The organism is Rhodococcus sp. DMU2021 (genome assembly GCF_019641445.1).
Classification (GTDB): Bacteria; Actinomycetota; Actinomycetes; order Mycobacteriales; family Mycobacteriaceae; genus Rhodococcus; species Rhodococcus pyridinivorans.
Genome location: NZ_JAIFKB010000004.1, coordinates 247726 through 271458 on the forward strand (window position 1 = coordinate 247726; position 23733 = coordinate 271458).

A 23733-nucleotide genomic window follows, 5' to 3' on the forward strand; every position below is an offset into this window, starting at 1 on the left:
TAAAATATGTTTCGCTAGTCCACACTATGGCACTGGACTGGATAGACGTCGAGCCAACTCCGCGGTACCGGCACGCCCGCGGGCACCCGGGTGCGTCGATTGCCGTGCGCGGCGGCGAGTTGCGGTCCGGTGAGATACAGAGCGAGGGACAGATCGGCGTCCTCCACCCGCGCGCCGCGGAGATCCGCACCGAGCAGGTCCGCCCCCGCGAGGTCGCATCCTCGTAGGTCGGCGCCGATGAGCAGTGCATTCCGCAGGTCGGCGCCGCACAACCGGTGGCCGCGCAGGTCGGTGCCGGCGAGATCGGCGCCGGGGAGGAGATCGGGATTCATCCGTCCGTCGTCCGCGAAGTACGAAGCCCGGACCTCCGCACTGACCTCCAGCAGGACCGGTCGAACGGATGCGCGTATCCCGTCGATCTCGAGGGACTCGAGTTCGTCCACGCTCCTTCGGGTCAGGGAGTCCAGGGATGCGACGAGCTCCCGCGCGTCGTCCGCGAGTTCCGGATCGTAGGTGCGTTGCTGGGCTTCGAGCAGATGCCACATCATCTCGTGCAGTTCTTTTACGACGGCGAACGCCGAGAACATCCGGTCACGGGTGTCGGGTCGGTCCCGCCAGCTCGCGCCGGCGAACAACCGCTGGGAGACCGCCTGTCCCGCACCGAAACAGTCGAAGACCGTGCACCCGCGGAAACCGCGGGACAGCAACGTCTCATGGATGGTGCACGCGAAGGACGCATCGAGGTGCCGGCACGGTGACCCGGCGGGCTTGTCCTCGGCGAAATCCGAAGACCTCGTGAAACCGAAAGCCGTACAACACAGTGCGAAGCAACGGCTGCAGTCGCCCTGGAGGTCGGATCGATGAACGGTCGGCGACGGGGACGAGTGAAGCGATGGGGTGAACATGTAAACTCCGAGAGTCGATTCCGATGCACGGCGGGATCGGGGAACCCTGACGCGGGTTCCCTCTCGGGGCACACGGAATCACCGCCGCCTGCAGGCGCGGTTCGCGGACGGCGCGGGACATCTGTCTCACGGATACACGGTGCTGATCACTGGCCACGAAAATACCAGTCGGCACGGGCGGTGTCAGCGGGCCGGACGGCTGTCGTCGGACCTCGGGAAGAGCCCGCGTTCAGACGCTCGCCTCGCGCGACCCCACGTGCGTCAGGGTGAGGCGCAGCAACTCGCCGAGGGCCTCGCGACTACGCGTCAGGCAGGCGATCCAGCCGTCGAGATCCTCGATCTCGCCGACGAGACGAGCGGCAAAGTCTCTGTCGTACTTGCTCGTCCACGTGCCATCCCGGTCGTCGTGCTGCTCGAGGACGATCGCGACCAAGCGTGTGGGCACGCCCGAGCCGACGAGGTTGCGGATCAATTTCGCGCGCGCCACGTCGTCGTCGGTGTAGTCGCGATATCCGTTCGCACCTCGTTCGGGATGGATCAGGCCTTCCTGTTCGTAGTACCGCAGCATCCGGGTACTGAGGCCGGTTCGCCGGGACAGTTCACCGATTCGCATGACTCTCCCCGTTTCGGGCTTGACCTTGACACCGATGTCAACGTTCAGCATGGTGCCATGACCGATACCGACGCACGTGAACCGACGAGAATTCCCACGGCAACGACGATTTCGAACGCTTCTTCGACAGATCACGCACTTCCCTGGGCGACGCTGATCACCCTGTCCTTCTCGACCTTCGCGATGGTGACCGTGGAGATGCTCCCGTCTGGACTCCTCCTGCAGATCGGAAACGGCCTGGGCGTCGAACCTGCCGTGGTGGGAGGTCTGGTCACCGCGTGGGCGCTCACGATCGCCGTGACCAGCATGCCGCTCGTCCGGGTCACGCGGAACGTCCGCCGCACCCGGCTGCTCCCGGCCGCGCTCGCGGTGGTGGCCGCCGCGGTGCTGGCGATGTCGCTCGCTCCAACCTTCGAGATCGTCCTCGCCGGCCGGATCGTCTCCGCGGCCGCGCACGGCGTCTTCTGGGCGGTGATCGTCGTGTACGTCTCCGAGATCGTGCACCCCGACCGGATCGGGAGGGCCCTGGCGATCGTGCTCGCGGGTCCGGCCGTCGCGGACTGCTGGGTCTTCCGATCGGGGCGGCACTGGTCGACGTCGTGGGCTGGCGCGGCGTCTTCGGTGTGGCATCGGCGGTCCTGGCCGTCACCGCGATCGCCCTCGCACCGATCCTCACCGACCCCGGGAGGACCACCGGAGGCGGTGGGAGCCCCGGGGCGGACGAGCACATCTCGGGCTCGGGATGGGACCGCAGCGCGATCGCGTCGACGGGCACGGCTCTGGCAGGAACACTGGTGCTCCTGGGACATTTCGTGGTGTTCACCTACATCTCGATGATCGTCACCGACGAGGCTCGGTTCGGATCCGGATCCCTGCCGATTCTCCTGGCGATGTTCGGAGCGACCGGCGCTGTCGGTGTCCCCGCCTCCGGATGGTTGTCGGACCGCTGGCCGAGAGCAACCATCCCCGCCACGGTCCTCGTTCTGCTCACGGCCTTCGTCATCGTGGCCGTCGCGCCGACCGTGCCGGTGTTGTTCGTGCTCGCGATCGTGCTGTGGGGGCTCGTCTCCGGGGTGTTCCCGCCCGCGATGCAAGTCCGGGGTCCTCCGACTGGCATCCGCGCGATTTCGCACGACCGCCGGCGGAGTCGTGGTCGCGACCTTCAACCTCGGTGTCGCCGCCGGTGCCGCTCTCGGGGGCGTGGTCGTCGGTTCCGGTGTCGACCGTCTGGCCCCGGTCGCCCTGGTCGTCACCGCGGTCGGTGCAGTCGCTCTCGTGCTCCTCGCCCGGACGGCGCCGGAACCGTCTCCGTGATCCGCGCAGCGGCCGATGACTTCGCGTGGTTCCCGGGGTCTTCCTCTTCGTACCGGTGCGATTGGGATGCGAGGAGAAGAGAGTGGGCCAGTTGCTGCGAGTACAGAACTTCACCGTGTCGAGCGACGGGATCGGCGCGGGGAAGGACCAGAGTGCCGAAAGTCCCTTCGGCCTGGATCCGAGCCCGATGTTCGAGTGGGCCGCAGCCACGGCGAGTTGGAACCTGCGCACCGAGCCCGGCGGGAGCCGCGGACTCGACGACTACTTCATCCGGGATTTCTCCTGCAACATCGGTGCGGAGATCATGGGACGCAACAAGTTCGGACCCCAGCGGGGTCCCTGGAAGGACCACGAGTGGCAGGGCTGGTGGGGCGATGAGCCACCCTTCCGCACCCCGGTGTTCGTCCTGACCCACCACGAACGCCCGTCCTTCACGCTCGCCGACACCACCTTCCACTTCGTGAACGGCGAACCGGCCGCGGTGCTCGATCAGGCCCGCGCCGCCGCGCAGGGCAAGGACGTCCGCCTCGGGGGTGGCGTCTCCACCATCCGGCAGTTCCTCGACGCCGATCTGGTCGACACCATGCACGTGGTGGTGTCGCCGGTGCGGTACGGCGCCGGCCTGAAGCTCTGGGACTCCCCGGACGAACTACGGGATCGTTTCCACCTCGAGGTCGTGCCCAGCACGAGCGGGGTGATGCATCACCTGTTCTGGAGGAAGTGAACACCCGGGGGCGGCGCATAATGGGGGTGTGGCTAGGAGGTCGTCATGCGTGCTCTGAGTGGCCTACTGAATGTCGTGCTCGGACTTCTCACCGCCCTGCTCGGCACCGTTCTGGGGATCGTCGCCGCCGTGGTGATGCTCCTGGGTGCGGTGTGGTGCGTGACGATCCTGCTGATCCCACTGGGTATCCCTGTCATCCGGCTCTCCCGCCGGCTGTTCACCCTCGCCGGGAAGATGATGCACGTGCCGTGACGTCCCGCGACGAATCGGCTACGAGGCGCTCGATCGCCTCGTGAGGCGCTCGGGCATGTCGTCCACCGGCTACGGAACCTCTTCGGAGCGGCCCCGCATTTTCGAGGGATGCTGGGCACTCTTGCAGCCATCACGATGTCATGCGCCTCTACCTGCGCAAATAGCCTGCACAGTCTGTTGGTTGCCGTGCATACCCTAGGGGGGTATGGTATCTGGCAGGACGACCGACGCGACAAGGACGATTCCGATGCCGAATACCCCGAGCGAGACCGTGCACACCGATGCCGTCGCACACGACGACGCGCATCAGCACAGCTATATCGCCAACAACACCAAGGCCGACTACCTCAAGCGACTGCGTCGCATCGAGGGGCAGGCCCGCGGCCTGCAGCGGATGGTCGAGGAAGAGAAGTACTGCATCGACATCCTCACGCAGATCGCGGCGATGAAGAAGGCCCTCGAGGCCGTCGCGCTCGGTCTGCTCGACGAGCACATGGCGCACTGCGTGGCCGGTGCCGTGCGCGCCGGCGGCGACGAGGCCGACCTCAAGTTGAAGGAAGCCGGCGACGCCATCGCGCGACTCGTCCGTTCCTGATCGTCCAGACCCGTATCCGAGGAGTTTCCATGAGCCGGACCAGCACCTACACCGTCACTGGCATGACCTGCGAGCACTGCGTCGCGTCGGTCACCGAAGAGGTCCAGGAGATCCCGGGCGTCGAGAACGTCGCGGTCGATCTGGCCACCGGTGCCGTCACCGTCACGAGCGCCGAGTCCCTCGACGATGCCGCCGTCGCGGCCGCCGTCGAGGAGGCCGGCTACAGCCTCGCATGAACACCCCGGCCAAGCTCACCGGCTTCGTCACCGCCGTAGCCGCTGTCTTCGGTATCGCGTTGCTCGTCGGCGCGGCCGTCGGCCCGGTGGAAGAGCAGACCGAGGATCCGACCGCGAGCGCCCACGACGCCGGTCACGGTAATGGCACCGTCACCGGCAGCGCCGCCGAAACACCTGCTGTGGAGGAGATCCCGGGAGGTCTGATGACGTACCGGAACGGTTATGCCCTCGCACTCGCCGAGACCGACCTCGAGTCGGGCGAGGACAGGAACCTGACATTCGCGATCAACGGTCCCGGCGGCGCGCCGGTGACCGACTTCGACGTCACCCACGACAAAGAGCTGCACCTGATCGCCGTGCGCCGCGACTTCACCGGATTCCAGCACGTCCATCCCGTGCTCGACGAGAACACCGGCATCTGGTCCGTCGACGTCGACCTCACGCCCGGCACGTGGCGGGTCTTCACCGACTTCACACCCACCGGGGGAGAGCCGCTCACGTTGGGCACCGACCTCGCGGTGGCAGGCGAATTCGTTCCTGCCGCACCGCAGGCCGACAACCGCACCACAACCGTCGACGACTACGAGGTCACCCTCGACGGCGACCTGTCGTCGGGCAGCGACGCGATGCTCACCCTCACGGTGAGCAAGGACGGACGGCCGCTCACCGACCTGCAGCCCTATCTCGGTGCCTACGGACACCTGGTGGCGCTGCGCGGCGGCGACCTCGCCTATCTGCACGTCCATCCGGACGGGACACCCGGCGACGGCACCACACGACCCGGTCCCGAGGTCGTCTTCCACACCTCCGTCCCGAGTGCCGGCACCTATCACCTATATCTCGACTTCCAGCACGACGGAGTGGTTCGCACCGCGGCCTTCACCCTCACCGCCGGAGGCACCGGCGAGGTGCAGCCGGGGTCCGGCGCACACGGTGACCACAGCCATTCCGGCCGCTGACGGCCCATTCTTCCGAGGAGACGCACATGACCACGCAGAGTCAGCCGGTCGCCGCCGAATCGATCGAGCTCGCCATCACCGGCATGACCTGCGCATCCTGCGCCAATCGCATCGAGCGCAAGCTCAACAAGCTCGACGGCGTCACCGCGACCGTCAACTACGCCACGGAGAAGGCGAAGGTCAGCTACCCCGACGACGTGACACCCGAGGATCTCGTCACGGTCGTCGAGCAGGCCGGCTACGGCGCCGCACTGCCGCCGCCGTCCGCGCAGGCGACCGGCCGGACCGGTGACGTGCCCGAATCCGATCCCGTTGCGCCGCTTCGTCACAGGCTCGTCGTTTCGGCGATCCTGACGGTGCCGGTGATCGCGATGGCGATGATCCCGGCCCTGCAGTTCACCAACTGGCAGTGGCTTTCGCTCACCCTCGCCGCGCCGGTCGTGGTGTGGGGTGCCTGGCCCTTCCACCGGGCGGCGTGGATCAACCTGCGTCATGGCACGTCCACCATGGACACGCTCGTGTCGCTGGGAACCCTTGCCGCCCTAGGGTGGTCGGTCTACGCCCTGTTCTGGGGAACGGCGGGTGAACCGGGGATGGTCCACCCGTTCGAGTTCACCATCGCGCGGGGCGACGGCAGCGGCAACATCTATCTCGAGGCCGCGGCCGGTGTCACGACGTTCATCCTCGCCGGGCGCTACTTCGAGCAACGGTCGAAGCGACGTGCCGGCGCCGCCCTGCGTGCCCTGCTCGAACTCGGAGCCAAGGACGTCGCGGTCCTCGGACCGGACGGGACCACCGAGACCCGAATTCCGTTGGAGCAGTTGGCGGTCGGAGATCTGTTCGTCGTGCGCCCGGGCGAGAAGATCGCCACCGACGGTGTGATCGAACGGGGCACGTCGGCGGTCGACGCGTCGATGCTGACCGGTGAATCGGTTCCCGTCGAGGTCGGTGTGGGCGACAGTGTCGTCGGCGGAACGGTCGACGTCGGTGGACGACTTGTGGTGCGCGCGACCCGCGTGGGCTCCGACACCCAGCTCGCGCAGATGGCGAAGCTGGTGGAGGACGCCCAGAACGGCAAGGCCCAGGTGCAGCGTCTGGCCGACCGGATCTCCGGCATCTTCGTGCCGATCGTCCTGCTGATCGCGGCCGGCACCCTCGGTTTCTGGCTCGGCACCGGCAACGGGCCCGCGGCGGCCTTCACCGCGGCGGTCGCCGTGCTGATCATCGCCTGCCCCTGCGCCCTCGGCCTGGCCACCCCGACCGCGCTGATGGTCGGTACCGGTCGCGGCGCTCAGCTCGGCATCCTCATCAAGGGCCCCGAGGTCCTCGAATCGACCCGCTCGGTCGACACCGTGGTCCTCGACAAGACCGGCACGGTCACCACCGGCCGGATGACCCTGCGCGAGGTCGTCGCCGACGACGGTGAGAACGCCGACGAGGTGCTGCGGTACGCCGGGGCACTCGAGTCGGCGTCGGAACACCCGATCGCACGTGCCGTCAGCGAAGCTGCTGCGGACAGGTTCGGCGGCCTGCCCCAGGTCGAGGACTTCACGAACGTCGAGGGTCTCGGTGTCCAGGGAGTGCTCGTCGAGGGCGACACCAGCCGCGCGGTGCTGGTGGGACGCCCGAAGCTGCTGGCCGACTGGTCGCAGCACCTCTCCGAGAAGCTGCAGCAGGCGTTCGAGCAGGCCCAGAAGTCCGGTGGCACGGCCATCGCCGTCGGCTGGAACGGAAAGGCCCGCGGCATCGTCGTCGTGGCGGACGCAGTCAAGCCGACCTCCGCGAAGGCCGTCGCCGAACTGCGGGAACTCGGCCTGCGTCCGATCCTGCTCACCGGCGACAACGCCGCCGTCGCGCACACCGTGGCGGCCGAGGTCGGCATCGACGAGGCCGACGTGATCGCCGACGTGCTGCCCACCGACAAGGTCGACGTGGTCGAGCGACTCCAGCGCGAAGGCGCGGTGGTCGCGATGGTCGGCGACGGTGTCAACGACGCCGCGGCGCTCGCCCGCGCCGACCTGGGCCTGGCGATGGGCACGGGCACCGACGTCGCGATCGAGGCGAGCGACCTGACGTTGGTCCGCGGCGACCTCATGGTCGCGGTCGACGCCATCCGGTTGTCGCGCCGGACGCTGACGACGATCAAGGGCAACCTGTTCTGGGCGTTCGCATACAACGTCGCGGCACTGCCGCTGGCGGCCGCGGGCCTGCTGAACCCGATGCTCGCCGGTGCCGCGATGGCGTTCTCGTCGGTCTTCGTGGTCTCCAACAGCCTGCGACTGCGACGGTTCCGCGCACACGCGGCCTGACCGCTTTAGGCTGCAGGGAGGAGGACGGCCTGTCAGGATCGGATCCATGACACAGCAGTCCTCCTTCCGTGCCCTGGTCGTCGACGACACCGACGACGGCCAGGTGGCACAGTTCCGCGAACTGACCGACACCGACCTTCCCGACCACGACGTCCTCGTCGAGGTCGAGTACTCCTCGCTGAACTACAAGGATGGTCTCGTGATCGCGGGACCGCAGAAGATGGCGCGACGCACCCCGCTGGTCGCCGGAGCCGATCTCGCCGGGACCGTCCTCGAGAGCAGCAATCCCGACTGGAAGCCGGGCGACCGCGTCGTCGTCAACGGCTGGGGTCTGTCCGAGACCCAGTCTGGCGGGTACACCCGGCGCCAGCGTGTGAAGCCCGAATGGCTCGTGCGCATCCCCGACGCCTTCTCCACCCGCGACGCCATGGCCATCGGCACCGCCGGCTACACGTCCGCCCTGTGCCTCGACGCGCTCGAGCGGTACGGGATCGCATCGGACGCGGAACTGCTCGTCACCGGCGCGGCCGGTGGCGTCGGGTCGATCGCCGTCGCCCTCGCCGCTGCCGCGGGGCACACGGTCGTCGCCGCGACCGGCCGTCCCGAGACCCACGACTTCCTGAGCGAACTCGGTGCGTCGTCGTTCGTCGACCGCGCCGAACTGCAGGGCAAGGGCCGGCCCCTGGGCAAGGAACGCTGGGATGCCGCGGTGGACGCGGTCGGCGGTTCGACGCTCGTGAACGTGCTGTCGCAGATCCGCTACGGCGGTGCCGTCGCCGCGTGCGGTCTCACGGAGTCGCCGTCGATGCCCGATGCCACGGTGATGCCGCACATCCTGCGCGGCGTCGCCTTGCTGGGCGTCGACTCGGTGATGGCGCCGGCTCCGCTGCGCCGGTCGGCATGGGATCGTCTCGCCCGCGATCTGCCTGCGAGCACCCTGGATTCGCTGTCGCGGGTCGAACCGCTCTCGGACGTCCCGCGACTAGCCGAGGAGATCCTCGCGGGCAAGGTGCGCGGCCGGGTGGTCGTCGACGTCACCGCCTGAGAACGGTTCCGGAGAACGACCGGTGGGCAGCCACTTCGACAAGTGACTGCCCACCGGGCCGAGACGGACGGACGCTACGAGGACGCGTGGACCTCGCGCTCGTTGGGCACGCAATGCGTCATCTGTAATCCGGTCACATCACGGGGACCGTTCTTGCCGAGATTCGCTGCGCGTTGCAGTTCGTCCTCGTCGAGGGTCTGGCTCTGCAACGGAGGTAGATCCCGTACGTCGTCGGCACTGATACCGAGTCCGTCGCCGACGCGTTGTCCGAGCTCGTCGTCGCACATGAAGAAGTGCCACACCATCCGCTCCTGCACGTCGCGGACGGCCTGACCGATACCGTCGACGAGGTTCTTCACCAGGTCGTCCTTCTCCCACTGCTCCATGAGCTGGTAGCGCTGACCGGCCTGCTCGTAGTCGTTGGTACGCGGAATACGTTTGCGCGTGAGACGACCCCGGATCTCCGGCCCCTGATCGTCGTGGGTCGGGACCTCGGCCTCGCGCAGACCGCCGGTGATGGACGGTTCGTAGTTCACGTGCGGGTTGTCGCCGACATCGTCGACGCCGTATGCCATCGGTCCGCCCTGCTGATTGGTGGCCACGTGGGCGTTCTTCGCCGAGTTGACCGGAAGTTGCAGGTAATTGGGACCCACCCGGTAACGCTGCGTGTCGGAATAGGAGAACGTGCGTCCTACGAGCATCTTGTCGTCGGAAAAGTCGAGTCCGTCGACGAGGACGCCGGTGCCGAAGGAGATCTGTTCGTTCTCGAGGAAGTGGTTCTCGACGTTGCGGTCGATCACCATCCTGCCGACCGGCATGGCGGGGAATTCGTTCTCCGGCCAGACCTTCGTGTCGTCCAGGGGGTCGAAGTTCAACTCCGGATGGTCGTCGTCGCTCATCATCTGTACGCGCAGTTCCCATTCGGGATGGTCACCGCGCTCGATGGCCTCGTACATGTCCTTGCTGGCATGCCCGAGATCGTGCGCCTGAATGGCCGCCGCGTCGTCCTCGGTCAGGCTCTTGACACCGATCTTCGGAATCCAATGGTATTTCACGAGGTGTGTCACGCCCTCGGCGTTGACCCACTTGTAGGTGTTGACCCCGAAGCCCTGCTGAGTCCGGTAGTTGGCCGGAATGCCCCGGGGACTGAACAGATTCACCAGCATGTGCATTGCTTCGGGGGTCTGCGACATGAAGTCGAAGATGCGTGCGGGTTCCTGCCGGAAAGTGACGGGGTCGGGCTTCAGCGAATGGATGACGTCGGGGAACTTGATCGCGTCGCGAATGAAGAAGACCGCGAGGTTGTTTCCGACAAGATCCCAGTTACCGTCCTCGGTGTAGAACTTGACCGCGAAACCTCGCGGATCGCGGGCGGTTTCCGATGAGTCGCGTCCACCGATGACCGTGGAGAGCCGGATGGCGACGTCGGTCCGCTTCCCCGGCTCGGCGAAGAGTTTTGCGCGCGTGTAGTTCGTGATGGGTTCATCGCCCCATTTCCCGGTGGCTTCGAAATATCCGTAGGCGACGAAACCGCGCGCGTGCACCACTCTTTCCGGAATGCGTTCTCGATCGAAATGGCTGATCTTTTCGAGGAACTGATAGTTCTCCAGCGTCGCGGGTCCGCGTGGGCCCACCGTCCTCTGATTCTGGTTGTCGTATACGGGATGGCCCTGGCGGTTCGTCAACACACGTCGGTCGTCACTCCGGGCCGGGCCCTGCGACGAAACATCGGTCACGGTGTTCTCCCCTCGGATGCAGTTGATGGGCTTTCTCGTAATCGAGTTGTCGACCGTCCTGTGCGGGGGCGACATCCTCTCACTATTACGTTCTTTCCGGGTTCTCGTCGGCCTTTCGCGAACAACAACCCGGATGCCCGACAACCGGCGCACCGTCTACACGATCAACTCGCGGTCTCCGCGTTCGGCAGTTGTTTCGGTGAGGCGGAGTCCGGATCGGTCCGCCGACCGAAGGCGAGCCAGAGCAGGAATCCGAATCCGACCGTGACGTAGAGCGTGCCGAGCAGGTGCTGCCATGCGGCCCAGCCGAGTTCGAGATCGCCTCCCGTGGGGAACAGGTGGTGCGGGCCGATCAGGAAAACGAGCGTGACGCCGACGGCGATCGCGGTGAGTCTCTGCGCATCGGTTGCGCGCCCCGCCGCTAGTGCGAGGGCCAGCAGTGCCGGCGCGACCCACACCCAGTGGTGCGACCACGACACCGGCGACGCCAGCAGCACGGCCGTCGCGTTCGCGAACAGGGCGAGCACGAGATCGCCCTGCTCGAGGGCACGGCGGATGGCCACCACCGCGACCAGCAGCATCACCGCGACGGCCAGCAGCCACAGCACGGAAGCCATGAGTTCGGGCGGCCCGAAGCGGGAGATCACGGCCTTGAAGGACTGGTTGGTGGCGAAGTACGCCGCGCCGATCCGGCCGGTGTCGGGCAGGGTGTCCAGCCAGTACTTCGCGGAGGTCGCGGGCATCACGGCGAATGCGAGGGCGGTGAACCCGAAGGTCGACGCGATGATGATGGCACTGGTCCGCCGGTCGCGCCGCAGCAGGAACAGCAGCAGGAACGCGATGGGCGTGAGCTTGACGGCGGCGGCCAGTCCGATCAGCATTCCGCGCGGCCACTTCGGGGTCTTCACCAGGACGTCGAGGGCGACGAGCGCCATCAGGACGAGGTTGATCTGCCCGAACGAGATCGTCTCACGCACGGGTTCGAGCAACAGTGCTCCGGCGACCGCGACCGCGGTGACGATCCACGCCGTCCGCGCCTCGAAGTCCGGACGGAGCCGGTCCAGCACGACCCGTAGGGTGACGACGAGCGCGGCGACCGAGACGAGGGTGAAGACGATCTTGCCGAACGTCACGGGGATCAGCGCCAGGGGAGCGAAGAGCATCGCCGACAGCGGCGGGTAGGTGAACGGCAACGCGAAGTCATCGGTCACCGGAGGCATCTGCCCGTAGATGTCGGCGCCGTCGAGCAGGACCCGCGCGCCCATCCGGTAGACCAGGAAGTCGATGAGTTCGCTTCTGACGAGGATCGCGATGAGCACACCCGCGGAGACGAGCGACGCGATCACCGCGACGGCGGTACCGCGAGATCCGGTGAGGAACGGAGGCGTCGTCGAACCGGTCGGAGTCAGCCGTGATTGTCGCACCCGGCAACTTTAGTCAATTCCGATATTCGTTCCGGTCCGACGTGGGGAACGCCATACGGCCGAAATATCACGAATCGACAGGACGCAGCAGGTCGGGGTTGTTGTTCCGCGGCGAATTGACCGCCGTGCTCACCTCGTACGGTTCGAGGGTCGGTTCGGGAATCGAATTCAGCAGGGCGTCGACGTCGTCGCGGTTCTTCAGGTCGGGATCGAGCCACGGATCGACGAAGGTGTCGGGCAGGATCACCGGCGACCGTTCGTGGATGTGCCCGGCGGCGTCGGTCGCCGGACGGGTCAGCACGGTGCACGTCCACAACCAGCGGTCGGGATGGTCCTCCGGCAGCTCCGGGTCCTGCCACAGCTCGTAGAGCCCGGCCATCGAGATCGGCCCGTCCGCGTGCAGGAAGAACGGGATCTTCTTCCCGTCCTCACCCTTCATCCACTCGTAGTATCCGTCGGCCGGCAGCACGCACCGCCGCTTCGCCGCGGCCGCCTTGAAGGCCGGCTTCTGGGTGATGGTCTCGGACCGGGCGTTGATCATCCGCGACCCGATCTTCGGGTCCTTCGCCCAGAACGGCACGAGCCCCCACTTGATCTGCGAGGACACGATGCGGATCGGCTCGGCATCCGGGTCCTCGCGTGGCGCCCGCTCGAGCACGACGTTCACGCGCTGGGTGGGGGCGATGTTGTACGACGGGGGCAGTTCCTCACCCACTGCCTCGACGGCGTCGTAGGCCGCGAGCAGATCCCCACGGGTACTGGTGCTGGCATAGCGTCCACACACGATGCATCTCCCGTCGGCGACTCCGGAGCGACGATTCGATTCTCTCTCATCGATCGCTCCGGAGCGGATCGCTCGGACGGAGACGGAGCGGGGGGGGTCGCTCCATCGGAGACAGCGTGGATCGCTCAGACGGCGACCTCGACCCCCAGTGCCTCGAGCAGGGTGCGGCGGTACTCCGCGATCTCGACGACGTGATCGGCTCGCGGATGCGGCAGGTCGATGGTCAGTTCGACGGCGAACGAGCCGTGGTCGAGCACGAGCACGCGGTCGGCGAGAGCGATAGCCTCGTCCACGTCGTGGGTGACGAGCAGGACCGCGGGCCGGTGCTTGGCGCACAGTTCCTGCAGCAGTCCGTGCATCCTGATCTTCGTCAGTGCGTCGAGGGCACCGAACGGTTCGTCGGCGAGCAACAGTTCGGGTTCGCGCACGAGCGACCGCGCCAGCGACACCCGCTGCTGTTCACCCCCGGACAGCTCGGTGGGCCAGGCCTTCTCGCGTCCGGCGAGCCCGACCTCCGCCAGGGCCGTGCGGCCGCGCTCGGCGGCGTCGTCGCCGTCGAGGCCGAGGATCACGTTGTCGAGCACCCGCGCCCAGGGCAGCAGTCGCGAGTCCTGGAAGACCACCGCCCGCTTCTGCGGCACCTCGAGGGTGCCAGAACCGGGCACGCCGTGGTCGAGTTCGGCCAGGGCACGCAACAGGGTGCTCTTGCCCGAGCCGCTGCGGCCGAGCAGTGCCACGAACTCGCCGGGGGCGATCTCGAGGTCGATGTTGTTCAGCACCGCACGTCCGTCGAAGCCGCGGCTCAGTCCCCGGGTGCGTACGGTCAGTTGCCGATCGTCCTGCGCCATGCCAGCGCCTTCCTCTCTGCCGCACGGACCAGCAGGTCGCTGCCGAATCCGAGGATCGCGTAGACCACCAGTCCGACGATGATGATCTCGGTCATGCCGTAATTGCGGGCCTGGTACATCAGGTAGCCGATACCGCTCGAAGCGTTGACCTGCTCGACGACCACCAGGGCCAGCCACGAGATGGTCACCGCCAGGCGCAGGCCGGTGAAGAAACCGGGCAGCGCCCCCGGCAGGGCGATGCGCCGGACGAACTGGGCGCGGGACAGATCCAGCGTCTCGGCCAGTTCGACGTAACGGGCGTCGATGCCGCGCAGCGCCGAGTAGGTGTTGATGTAGACGGGGACGAAGACCGACAGGGCGATGAGCAGGATCTTCATCTCCTCGCCGATGCCGAACCACAGGATCGCCAGCGGCATCAAGGCCAGGGTGGGGATGGAGCGCTTGATCTGCACCGGTCCGTCGATCAGCGCCTCACCGATGCGCGACAGGCCGGCGGCCAGTGCGAGCACCAGTCCGAGGACGACGCCGATGACCCCGCCGATCAGGGCGCGCTGGACGGAGGTCCACAGGTTCGACTGCAGTCGCCCGTCGCCGATCAGTTCCCATGCGGTGGTGACGACCGTCCACGGCGCCGAGAGGGTCTTCGGATCGAGTGCCCCGGTGACCGAGGTGACGATCCATGCCACCAGCAGCAGCGCCGGGCCGATCGCCAGGCCGAACTTGATCGGCTTGCCGGGAGCGAGGCGGCTGCGGGTCGTGCGCGGCGACAGGTCGGCCGTCGCGCCGGAGTCGGGCTTCTGGTCGGTGTCGGCGTCACCGGCCAGGCCACTGCCGAAACGCCGGGGTTCGACGGAGACGCTCATGGCTCCAGTCCTTTCGTCGGTTCGATCAGACGCCGGACAGTGCGAAGTCGCCGGTGGCGCCGCCCGGTGCGAAATCACCGGTGGCACCGGACAGGGCGAGTTCGTGTGCGTACTGGCTCTCCGGACGCGGCAAGCCGTAGTGGTCGCGCAGGGTGGTGCCGGTGTACTCGGTCCGGAACAGGCTGCGCTCCTGCAGGATCGGCACCACCTGGGAAGCGAACGCCTCGAGGCCCTGCGGGTACTGCGGCGGCATGATGTTGAAGCCGTCGGCGGCGCCGTTGGTGAACCACTCCTCGATGATGTCGGCGATCTGCACCGGCGTGCCCGCGACGACGTTGTGGCCGCGTGCGCCGGCGAGCTTGTGCAGCAGCTGACGCAGGGTCGGCTGTTCGCGCTCGACGATCTTCGCGAAGACCAGGCGGCGGCTGTTGTTGTTGTCGGTGATGTCGCCTGCGCCGGCGAACAATTCGACCGGCACCTTCTCGTCCAACTCGAGCCGGGACACGTCGATGCGGCCCATCTTCTGGAGCTGCCCGAGACCGTATTCGACGATGGTGAGTTCGTTGAACTCGCGATGCAGTTCCTTCGCTTCGGCCTCGGTTGCGCCGATGAACGGGCTCAGGCCGGGAAGGATCTTCACGTGATCGGGGTTGCGTCCGAATGCTGCTGCGCGGGTCTTGATGTCGGTGTAGAAGGCCTGGGCGTCCTCGATGCGCTGGTGCGCGGTGAAGATCGCCTCGGCGTAGGTCGACGCGAAATCGCGGCCGTCGTTGGAGGATCCGGCCTGCACGAGCACCGGGCGCCCTTGCGGCGAGCGGGCCGAACCGAACGGGCCGCGCACCTTGACGTAGTCACCCTCGACGTCGATGCGGTGGATCTTGTCCGGGTCGGCGTAGACGCCGGCGGTCTTGTCGAGGACGAGTGCGTCGTCCTCCCACGAATCCCACAGCTTGATCGCGGCGTCGACGAATTCGCGTGCCCGGGCGTATCGTTCGTGCACGTCGGGGTGTTCGGTGTACCCGAAGTTCGCTGCCGCTGCGTCGGTCGCGGTGGTGACGATGTTCCAGGCGGCGCGGCCACCGGAGATGTGATCGAGCGAGGAGAACAACCGGGCGAGGTTGTAGGGCTCGTAGTAGGTGGTCGACGCCGTGGCGATCAGCCCGAGATGCGTGGTGACCGTGGCCATCGCGACCAGCGTGGTGATCGGTTCGAGGCCGTAGTCCGGACGGTATTTCACCTCGGTGCGCAGAGCCGGACCGTCGGCGAAGAACACCGCGTCGAGTTTCGCGCTCTCCGCGAGGCGGGCGAGTTCCTGGAAGTAGGTGACGTCGTAGAGACGCTCGGGCACGCTGCCGGAATGGCGCCACGAGGCCTCGTGGTGGCCGGTCGGGTAGATGAAGGCGTTGAGGTTGAGCTGGCGGTTCGTCATGTCGGATTCCCCTCGGAAGGTCAGCTGCGGGTGTGGGAGGCGCCGGTCTCGGCGACCGCTTCGGTGACGACCTCGTCGAAGCGCAGATCGAAGGCGTCGGCGGCGTCGACGGGCTTGGGCAGTTCACCGGCGGCATTGATCACGTCGATGGTGTGCTGCTGGGTCGCGATGAGCTCCTCGTCGAGGTGTGGGAAGGTGGTGATCCCGGAGGTGTCGAGGATGCGCTCGCCGGCCTCGGCCGTCAGGCCCTGGCTCTTCACGAAGTAGGTGTCGATGTACGCGTCGCGGTTGTTGTCGGCCCAGTCGACGGACGTGATGTACGCGGTGACGTAGGCGCGGACCGCTGCGGCGGTCGCCGGGTCGGACAGGGCCTTCTTGCTCGAGTAGAGGTACGAGATGCCTTCGCTGAGGTCCTCGATCTCGGGGCGCGGCAGCGACGTCGCACCCGGGGTCTGCATGTACCGGGAGAAGACCGGCTCGCTCATCGGGGCGGCGTCGATCTGGTTGGAGCGCAGTGCATCCGGGAAGTCCGGCAGCGACATCGACACGAGCTCGACGTCGTCGACCGACAGGCCTGCCTTGTCGAGACCGCGGAGCACGAAGGCCTGCTGCGAGGTGCCCTCGGCGTAGCCGATGCGCTTGCCCTTCAGGTCCGCGAGCGTCGTGATGTCCGAAGCGTTCGGGGCGATGCCCATGTTGAGGCTGTTGTTCGTCTGCATGGCCGCGACGACCTGCACGTCGTCACCGGCGACCAGCGACTGGACGGTCATGATCTCGCCGGCCCACGCGACGTCGACCGCGTCGGCGCGGAAGGCCTCGAGGATCGCGGGCGCGCCCTGGAAGGTCGCGAACTCGTACTCGAACGGCAAGGCGTCGAGTTGTCCGGAACCGGTGAGGAGGGACAGCTGTCGCTCACCCTGGTCGGCGATGACGAGCTTGGTGCCCGCCGGGATCTCCGTGGGCAGCGCGCTGTCGGAAGCGAGGCCGTCGCCCGAGGAACCGGAGCTACATGCCGCGACCGCGGTCAGAAGGAGCGCGATGACGGCCGTCGATCCGGCACGACGTAGACGGGGCATGGACTTCCTCACGGTACTGGCGATGGGGAGCGAACTTCGACGGCGTCGAAGTCGTCACCGATCCTGTGCGATCCGTCGGCGGGGGACCAGGGTTTGCGTCAGCATGAGCGAAAGGTCCTCGATCCGGCCCATCGGTGCTGTTCGCGGGCCGATATCGCCGGTATCCGCACATCGCGGCGGTTACCGTGCGAGGAGAACCGGAGGCGGGAGGTGGTGCGCATGGGTGCGGACGGTCGGCACATGTCGCAGCCGGATCTGATGTCGTGGCGGATGGAGAAGGACCCCGTCCTGCGGTCCACGATCGTCGCGGTGGCTCTGCTCGACCGGTCACCCGACCAGGAGCGCTTCGTCGGGATGATGGAGCGCGGAACACGTGCGGTGCCGAGCTTCCGCCGCAAGCTCGTCGAATCCCCGTTCGGGCGGACCCCACCGCGATGGGTGGACGACCCCGACTTCGACCTGTCCTGGCATCTGCGGCGCATCGCGCTCCCGCATCCCGGGGGACTGGACGCCGTGCTCCCGCTCGTGCGCGCCGCGGCGATGTCGGCCTTCGACAAGGACCGTCCCCTCTGGGAGGCGACGATCGTCGACGGCCTCGCCGACGGTCGCGCCGCGATCGTTCTCAAGGTGCACCACTCGCTCACCGACGGCATCGGCGGCATTCAGATCGCGAACGAGATGGTCGACTTCGAGCGCGACGGTACCGACCGCGGGCCACTGCCCGAGGATCCGCCGACCTCGGCTCCGGCGTCGGCCCTCGCCGATTCCGTGGGTTGGTACCTCTCGACGGCCGGCGAGATAGTGGGGAGGGGTGTGCCGTGGCTCGTGCGTTCCGGTCTGAGGTCGGTGACGAATCCGGTCGCGGCGCTGCGCAGCGTGGTGGACACGGCCCGCTCGACGGCCCGGTTCGTGCAACCGGTGTTCACGACGCTCTCCCCGGTGATGATCGGCCGCAGCACCGTCCGGGAGGTCGCAGCCCTCGATCTGCCGCTCGACGCTCTGCGGCAGGCCGGACGGGCAGCGGACTCCTCGCTCAACGACGCTTTCCTGGCCGGAATCCTGTTGGGGCTGAAGCACTACCATTCCCGGCACGGCGCGCAGGTCGCCGAACTGAGGGCGACGCTGCCGATCAGTCTCCGGCGCGAGAGTGACGCGATCGGAGGAAACCGGATCACCCTGGCGCGGTTCGCTCTTCCCCTCGATGTCGCCGATCCGGTCGCGTCGATGCACCGGGTGGACCGGATCGTCCGGTCGTGGCGGGACGAACCGGCCGTGCCGCTCTCGTCCGCCATCGCGGGTGTGCTCAACGTGCTCCCGGCCGGTGTGCTGGGTGGGATCCTCGAGCACATCGACTTTCTCGCGTCGAACGTCCCGGGTTCCCCGATCCCGCTGTACATGGCCGGGGCGGAGGTGCTGAGGTACTACCCGTTCGCTCCCACCGTCGGTTCGGCCGTCAACATCACGCTGATGTCGCACACGAGCCACTGCTGCATCGGAATCAACGCAGACTCCGCCGCCGTCCCCGACCTGCCCGTCCTCGTCGAGTCGCTGGTGGAGGGCTTCGGCGACGTGCTCGCCGTGGGAGGCGAGGGCACGCGCATCGAGGTCTCGCTCTCCGCTACGACGACCGCGCAAACCTGATCGTCAACCCAAGGTTGACGGAAACCATGCGTCAACTTAGAGTTGACGCATGGAACCCATTCGGCCGTCCCATCCCATCCGGCTCGACGACCTCATCGATGCGATCAAGAAGGTCCACGACGATCCGCTCGAACAACTCTCCGATGCCGTCATCGCGGCCGACCACCTCGGTGAGGTCGCCGATCACCTGATCGGCCACTTCGTCGATCAGGCCCGACGGTCCGGCAAGTCGTGGTCCGAGATCGGGCAGAGCATGGGCGTGTCCAAGCAGGCAGCCCAGAAACGGTTCGTCTCGAAGAGCGACAACGACCTCGACCCCGAGCAGGGGTTCTCGCGATTCACCCCGCGCGCGCAGAACACCGTGATGGCGTCGATGAACGAAGCGCGTGCCACGGGAAGCCCCGAGATCACGCCCGTCCATCTGATCCTCGGTCTGCTCGTCGACACCGAGTCGCTCGCCGCCCGCGCACTCGCGGCCCAGGATGTCGACTTCGCGGCGCTGCGCTCGGCCGCCGTGGCGACACTCCCCGAACCGTCGAGCGACGTCCCCGAACTCATCCCGTACGACGCGGGTGCCCGCAAGGCCCTCGAGCTGACCTTCCGCGAAGCCCTGCGACTCGGGCACAACTACATCGGCACCGAGCACATCCTCCTCGCGCTCCTCGAACTCGAGAACGGCGACGGCGTGCTCTCGGCGGCCGGCGTGAACAAGAGCGCCGTGGAGAAGAAGGTCGCGGAGGATCTCGCCGCGATCGTCGAGGCACAGAAGGCCGAGGACGGCGAGGCCGGGTCGTAGCGCCGGGCAGGGCATGCGCGCCCCCGGCGCGGGCACGTTCCCTGCGGCCAGGTTCGCCGACGGCCCCTCGGGGTACGTCGAAGTCATGAACACACGTCACGCATGTCTCGTCGCGGGCTTCTCCGTCGCCACGCTCGTGGCTGCCGGGTGCAGCAGCGACGACTCGTCCACCGACACCGAGACCACCGTCGAGACCCCACCCACTTCGCTCACGACCACCACCACCGATTCCATGCCCACGCCGCTGCCCGGGATGAGTGGCGACGCCTTCGGGCTCCCGAACGAGGGAGGCGACGACGACAATGCCTTCACCTACGACGAAGCGGCCGTGCCGGTCGGCGCGACCTTCGACGTCGAATCCGAAGAGGAGAACGGCCGGACCACCGTCACCCTCAGGGTGATGGGTCTGCAACCCGATCGGGACTTCGGGGCGCACGTCCACACCCGGCCGTGCGGGCCGAACCCGTCCGATTCGGGGCCGCACTACCAGAACCGGGTCGACCCGGCGGCGAACCCCGACTCCCCGTCCACCGATCCCGCCTACGCCAATCCGCAGAACGAGATCTGGCTCGACATCACCACCGACGCGCAGGGCAACGCCGAGGCGTCCACGACCGTCGACTGGGAGTTCCGCGACGGCGAAGCCAACTCGGTGGTGCTCCACGCACAGCACACCAAGACCGCACCGGGTGAGGCCGGACAGGCCGGCGACCGGCTCGCCTGCATCGACGAGGACTTCTGACCCGACGGCCCCGCCGCCGCGTTTGGCCGCCGTCCTTCCGGGTAGCCGTGGGAAAGACGTGTCCAGCCCCGACGACAGCACACGAATCGGAGTTCCCATGCCCGCCGACACCCCGAAGATCCCCGGTGTTCCCTCGTCCACCGTGCCACCCGTGGAGGAACCCACGACGCCCACGACTCCGCCCGAGCCCAAGCCCGATCAGGCGGAGCCCGAGGTCAGGACGGCCACCGGCACTCCCGCGGATCTGCCGCGCGGCCGTGCCCAGCAGGGCGAGTACCTGACGACGGCTCAGGGGGCGCGGCTGACGGATACCGACCACTCGCTCAAGGCCGGTCGGCGCGGGCCGATCCTGTTGCAGGATCATCACTTCCGCGAGAAGATCACCCACTTCGACCACGAACGCATCCCGGAGCGCGTGGTGCACGCCCGCGGCGCCGGTGCCCACGGCGTTTTCCGCGCGACGGGTGCCGCAAGCTCGATCACGCGTGCCCAGTTCCTCCAGAAGGACGTGGAGACACCGGTGTTCGTGCGGTTCTCGACGGTGCTCGGTTCCCGTGGCTCGGCCGACACGGTACGCGACACTCGTGGCTTCGCGACGAAGTTCTACACCGAGGAAGGCACTTTCGACCTCGTCGGCAACAACATCCCGGTGTTCTTCATCCAGGACGCCATCAAGTTCCCGGACGTCGTCCACGCGGCCAAACCGCACCCGGATCGCGAGATCCCGCAGGCACAGAGCGCTCACGACACGTTCTGGGATTTCGTCTCGCTCCACACCGAGGCCACGGCGCACACGATGTGGAACATGTCCGACCGCGGCATCCCGCGCTCCTACCGCATGATGGAGGGCTTCGGCGTCCACACCTTCCGTGTGGTCAACGCCGAGGGTGATACCGCGCTGGTGAAGTTCCACTGGAAGCCGCGGCTCGGCGTGCATTCGCTGGTGTGGGAGGAAGCCCAGCTCATCAACGGCTTCGATCCCGACTTCCACCGCCGCGACCTCGCCGACGCGATCGAGGCCGGTGCCTACCCCGAATGGGATCTCGGCGTACAGGTCTTCCCGGACACCCCGGAGCAGGTCTTCGAAGGCATCGACCTGCTCGATCCCACCAAGATCGTCCCCGAGGAACTCGCGCCCGTGCAGATCATCGGCACGATGGTCCTCAATGCCAACCCCACCAATTTCTTCGCCGAGACCGAGCAGGTCGCCTTCCACCCGGGCCATCTCGTCCCGGGCATCGACGTCACCGACGATCCGCTGCTGCAGGGCCGCCTGTTCTCGTACCTCGACACCCAGCTGACGCGACTCGGTGGACCGAACTTCGGGCAGATCCCGATCAACCGTCCGCACGCACCCGTCAACGACATGTTCCGCGACGGCTTCCATCAGCACGCCGTCCACACCGGTGTCGCTCCGTACAAGCCGAACTCGCTCGACGCGGGATGCCCGTTCATGGCCGGTGTCACCGAGGGTGCCTTCGTCGACCTGCCGGTGGAGGTACCGGCGGCGAAGAAGGAGCGTGAGGTCTCCCGGTCGTTCGACGACCACTACACGCAGGTCCGCCAGTTCTACCTGAGCCTGTCGGAGATAGAGCAGGACCACGTGGCCTACGCCTACACCTTCGAGCTGGGCAAGTGCTACGAGCAGTCCATCAAGGAGCGGCAGCTGCAGATCCTGGCGAACATCGACACCGGGTTGTGCGAGAAGGTGGCGGCCGGTCTCGGTCTGCCCGCTCCGAAGCCGACCGTCGAGGTCTCCGATCTCCCGCAGAGCCCCGCGCTGGCGCAGGTCGGCAAGACGTGGCCCGTGCAGGGCCGGTTGATCGGCATCGTCGCCGACGACACCACCGACGTCGATCAGGTGCTCGCGGCCGTGCAGGCCGTGGACGCGGCCGACTGCGTCCCGCTGGTCGTCGCCCCGCACGGCGGGATGCTCGGGGGAGTCGTGCCGATCTCGCGCACCTTCCTCACGGCCCGCTCGATCGAGTTCGACGCGGTCATTCTGGCCGCTGCACCCGCAGATAAGAGGGTGCAGATCCTCGTGGACGAGACGTTCCGCCACCAGAAAACCTTGGCGGCGTGGGGTCCGGGAGCTGCGGCACTCGAGGGTCTGGCGGCACCGGGTGTCGTCGTCGCGGACGATCCCCAGACGGCGGTTACGCAGGTGCTCGATCTGCTCGGTACCCACCGGGTGTGGCAACGAGACACTTTGTGACAGACCTCACCTGAGACGGGCTTACGGTTTCGGGTGCCCCAAGTTATTCTTTCGTTACCTCTGGCCGCAGCTGATTCTTATCGCTGCGGCCAGTTGTTATTTACGGGCCGTTCACCTCGAGGTCAGCGTTGCCCGATCCCAGAGACGATGCGCCGGATACGCGGGTCGTCGGCCAACTCGACGCGCGCGTAGCGGGCCTGCTCGTCGGCGTCCGCGGATGCGAGGTCGTGGGCGGCGGTAATGCGAGTCGCGAGCACGTCCGGCGACCAGTTGTACGCCTCGGGCGGGATCTCGAGGGCGACGATGCGGCCGGTCGGGGTGACGCTGATACGGATGCCGTGGACCGATCCGTTGCCTACTATCCGTTCGATCGTGTCCTGCACACGCCTGACGGCGATGGAGAGTTCTTCTGGATACGTCAACACGGTTCCTTTCTCACCAGCCCGGGTAGGCGGGGAGGGTTTCGGGTGGGGTGGGGGAGATGATGAGCTCGGACCCTCTGTCCGGCACATCGGGTTCGATACTGCGACCCCACTCCTCGCAGCGATGCATCGTCTCGCCGAGGTCGGAGCCGAAGGTGACTGTCAGTCCCGTTCCGGTGAACAGATCTTCCGTTGGGGCAGACCATCGATGCTCAGAGGTGGGGAGCGCCGACAAGTATTGTGTTTCCGGCGCGGGGCGCGGTGGTTCGTGCCGTTGCATCCATTTTTCGTGGCGGTGCGCTTCGGTTGTCGGGCCGAATTCCACAAACTCTTCACGGCCGGAGAAAACCTTGATCCGATAGTCCTCATCGCGTACTCGTGTGGCCAAATTCGATTCTTGACTGCAGATGGTCGCTTTGAATCCCTCGTGTATGTCGTTGATTTCGAGGATATGTGCGCGGATGGTGCCAGCGAGAGATGTCTGCAGTGTTGTACTGATCCCGATTGCGTAGTGTGGATCGAGCGCCTCGGCGAAGCCTGGGTATGTGACATCGATTCCTGCGTAGTAGGCGATAATCTTCGATTCCTGTGCTGCGCGAATCAACCTGCCGCGTTCATCGAACAGGTCGACGTCGGGTTCTGCGGACCACACGAAGGTGGAACTTCGGACCTGTCCGGGTGGTTCGTACTCGGCGGTGATGATGGTCTGGGGCGCAACCGGTGCCGGCGCTCGATCGGGTGTGCAGCTTGCAAGTAGGGATGATCCGACAAGGAATGCTATTGCAGCGCAAATAATTCGGTTCAT

At 67.0% G+C, this 23733-nt stretch carries 23 protein-coding genes and 2 pseudogenes; 14 read left to right on the forward strand and 11 right to left on the reverse strand.

The window, feature by feature from the left end:
- Positions 1 to 14: 14 nt before the first annotated feature.
- Complete coding sequence (locus tag K3M35_RS09525; RefSeq protein ID WP_217579334.1) at positions 15 to 707, reverse strand: pentapeptide repeat-containing protein; 693 nt, start codon at positions 705 to 707, stop codon at positions 15 to 17.
- Positions 708 to 1134: 427 nt separating this feature from the next.
- Positions 1135 to 1518 carry a MerR family transcriptional regulator gene (locus K3M35_RS09530; protein ID WP_220666330.1) on the reverse strand — a complete coding sequence of 128 codons (384 nt, stop codon included), beginning with the start codon at positions 1516 to 1518 and terminating at the stop codon, positions 1135 to 1137.
- A gap of 57 nt (positions 1519 to 1575) precedes the next feature.
- On the opposite strand from K3M35_RS09530, the pseudogene K3M35_RS26870 reads away from it, so the two are divergent.
- The 10 genes and pseudogenes from K3M35_RS26870 to K3M35_RS09575 all read left to right on the forward strand — a co-directional run.
- Positions 1576 to 2052: pseudogene (locus K3M35_RS26870) on the forward strand (MFS transporter); the annotation flags it as partial.
- 65 nt (positions 2053 to 2117) lie between these two features.
- Positions 2118 to 2552 (forward strand): annotated as a pseudogene (locus K3M35_RS26875) (MFS transporter); the annotation flags it as partial.
- Between the two features lie 115 nt (positions 2553 to 2667).
- Positions 2668 to 2832 (forward strand): hypothetical protein, encoded by a 165-nt coding sequence (locus tag K3M35_RS09540; RefSeq protein ID WP_217579331.1) that lies wholly within the window; start codon positions 2668 to 2670, stop codon positions 2830 to 2832.
- 82 nt (positions 2833 to 2914) lie between these two features.
- Positions 2915 to 3556: a dihydrofolate reductase family protein gene (locus K3M35_RS09545; RefSeq protein ID WP_217579330.1), complete on the forward strand. Its 642-nt coding sequence runs from the start codon at positions 2915 to 2917 to the stop codon at positions 3554 to 3556.
- A 45-nt stretch (positions 3557 to 3601) separates the two neighbouring features.
- Positions 3602 to 3808, forward strand: coding sequence for a hypothetical protein (locus K3M35_RS09550; RefSeq protein ID WP_217579329.1), 207 nt, complete (start codon positions 3602 to 3604; stop codon positions 3806 to 3808).
- A 247-nt stretch (positions 3809 to 4055) separates the two neighbouring features.
- Positions 4056 to 4403, forward strand: coding sequence for a metal-sensitive transcriptional regulator (locus K3M35_RS09555; RefSeq protein WP_033098102.1), 348 nt, complete (start codon positions 4056 to 4058; stop codon positions 4401 to 4403).
- A gap of 29 nt (positions 4404 to 4432) precedes the next feature.
- Positions 4433 to 4639 carry a heavy-metal-associated domain-containing protein gene (locus K3M35_RS09560; protein WP_039584454.1) on the forward strand — a complete coding sequence of 69 codons (207 nt, stop codon included), beginning with the start codon at positions 4433 to 4435 and terminating at the stop codon, positions 4637 to 4639.
- Entirely contained in the window at positions 4636 to 5598 is a 963-nt protein-coding gene (locus K3M35_RS09565; protein ID WP_220666331.1) for a hypothetical protein, read from the forward strand. The genes K3M35_RS09560 and K3M35_RS09565 overlap by 4 nt, the downstream gene beginning before the upstream one ends.
- Before the next feature lie 26 nt (positions 5599 to 5624).
- Positions 5625 to 7907: a cation-translocating P-type ATPase gene (locus K3M35_RS09570; RefSeq protein ID WP_217579327.1), complete on the forward strand. Its 2283-nt coding sequence runs from the start codon at positions 5625 to 5627 to the stop codon at positions 7905 to 7907.
- Positions 7908 to 7953: 46 nt separating this feature from the next.
- Positions 7954 to 8952, forward strand: a complete 999-nt coding sequence (locus K3M35_RS09575) for an MDR family oxidoreductase (RefSeq protein ID WP_024102576.1) — start codon at positions 7954 to 7956, stop codon at positions 8950 to 8952.
- A gap of 74 nt (positions 8953 to 9026) precedes the next feature.
- On the opposite strand, the gene K3M35_RS09580 is transcribed toward K3M35_RS09575, so the two are convergent.
- The 7 genes from K3M35_RS09580 to K3M35_RS09610 form a co-directional block, all read right to left on the reverse strand.
- Positions 9027 to 10688 carry a catalase gene (locus tag K3M35_RS09580; RefSeq protein WP_217579326.1) on the reverse strand — a complete coding sequence of 554 codons (1662 nt, stop codon included), beginning with the start codon at positions 10686 to 10688 and terminating at the stop codon, positions 9027 to 9029.
- 164 nt (positions 10689 to 10852) lie between these two features.
- A complete protein-coding gene (locus tag K3M35_RS09585) occupies positions 10853 to 12112 on the reverse strand; it encodes a glycosyltransferase 87 family protein (RefSeq protein ID WP_217579325.1) in 1260 nt (419 codons plus the stop codon).
- A 67-nt stretch (positions 12113 to 12179) separates the two neighbouring features.
- On the reverse strand, positions 12180 to 12896 hold the full coding sequence (locus K3M35_RS09590) for an SOS response-associated peptidase (protein ID WP_217579324.1): 717 nt from the start codon (positions 12894 to 12896) through the stop codon (positions 12180 to 12182).
- Positions 12897 to 13021: 125 nt separating this feature from the next.
- Positions 13022 to 13744, reverse strand: coding sequence for an ABC transporter ATP-binding protein (locus K3M35_RS09595; protein ID WP_019290435.1), 723 nt, complete (start codon positions 13742 to 13744; stop codon positions 13022 to 13024).
- Positions 13720 to 14607 (reverse strand): ABC transporter permease, encoded by an 888-nt coding sequence (locus K3M35_RS09600; RefSeq protein ID WP_220666332.1) that lies wholly within the window; start codon positions 14605 to 14607, stop codon positions 13720 to 13722. Before K3M35_RS09600 ends, K3M35_RS09595 begins: the two co-directional genes overlap by 25 nt.
- A gap of 25 nt (positions 14608 to 14632) precedes the next feature.
- Positions 14633 to 16036: an LLM class flavin-dependent oxidoreductase gene (locus K3M35_RS09605; RefSeq protein ID WP_064256019.1), complete on the reverse strand. Its 1404-nt coding sequence runs from the start codon at positions 16034 to 16036 to the stop codon at positions 14633 to 14635.
- Positions 16037 to 16056: 20 nt separating this feature from the next.
- Positions 16057 to 17112 (reverse strand): ABC transporter substrate-binding protein, encoded by a 1056-nt coding sequence (locus tag K3M35_RS09610; RefSeq protein WP_033098136.1) that lies wholly within the window; start codon positions 17110 to 17112, stop codon positions 16057 to 16059.
- Positions 17113 to 17331: 219 nt separating this feature from the next.
- On the opposite strand from K3M35_RS09610, the gene K3M35_RS09615 reads away from it, so the two are divergent.
- The 4 genes from K3M35_RS09615 to K3M35_RS09630 all read left to right on the forward strand — a co-directional run bounded on the left by K3M35_RS09615 (position 17332) and on the right by K3M35_RS09630 (position 22506).
- Positions 17332 to 18753 (forward strand): wax ester/triacylglycerol synthase domain-containing protein, encoded by a 1422-nt coding sequence (locus K3M35_RS09615; RefSeq protein ID WP_259443799.1) that lies wholly within the window; start codon positions 17332 to 17334, stop codon positions 18751 to 18753.
- Between the two features lie 49 nt (positions 18754 to 18802).
- Complete coding sequence (locus K3M35_RS09620; protein WP_220666333.1) at positions 18803 to 19549, forward strand: Clp protease N-terminal domain-containing protein; 747 nt, start codon at positions 18803 to 18805, stop codon at positions 19547 to 19549.
- An 85-nt stretch (positions 19550 to 19634) separates the two neighbouring features.
- The gene (locus tag K3M35_RS09625; protein ID WP_033098111.1) at positions 19635 to 20291 is read left to right on the forward strand and encodes a superoxide dismutase family protein; all 657 of its coding nucleotides are present in this window, start codon (positions 19635 to 19637) and stop codon (positions 20289 to 20291) included.
- Between the two features lie 97 nt (positions 20292 to 20388).
- Complete coding sequence (locus tag K3M35_RS09630) at positions 20389 to 22506, forward strand: catalase (protein ID WP_019290428.1); 2118 nt, start codon at positions 20389 to 20391, stop codon at positions 22504 to 22506.
- Positions 22507 to 22628: 122 nt separating this feature from the next.
- Here the strand turns inward: K3M35_RS09630 and K3M35_RS09635 are convergent, their stop codons facing one another.
- Both K3M35_RS09635 and K3M35_RS09640 read right to left on the reverse strand, forming a co-directional pair.
- A complete protein-coding gene (locus tag K3M35_RS09635) occupies positions 22629 to 22928 on the reverse strand; it encodes a YbaB/EbfC family nucleoid-associated protein (protein ID WP_220666334.1) in 300 nt (99 codons plus the stop codon).
- Positions 22929 to 22941: 13 nt separating this feature from the next.
- Positions 22942 to 23733, reverse strand: coding sequence for a hypothetical protein (locus K3M35_RS09640; protein WP_259443800.1), 792 nt, complete (start codon positions 23731 to 23733; stop codon positions 22942 to 22944).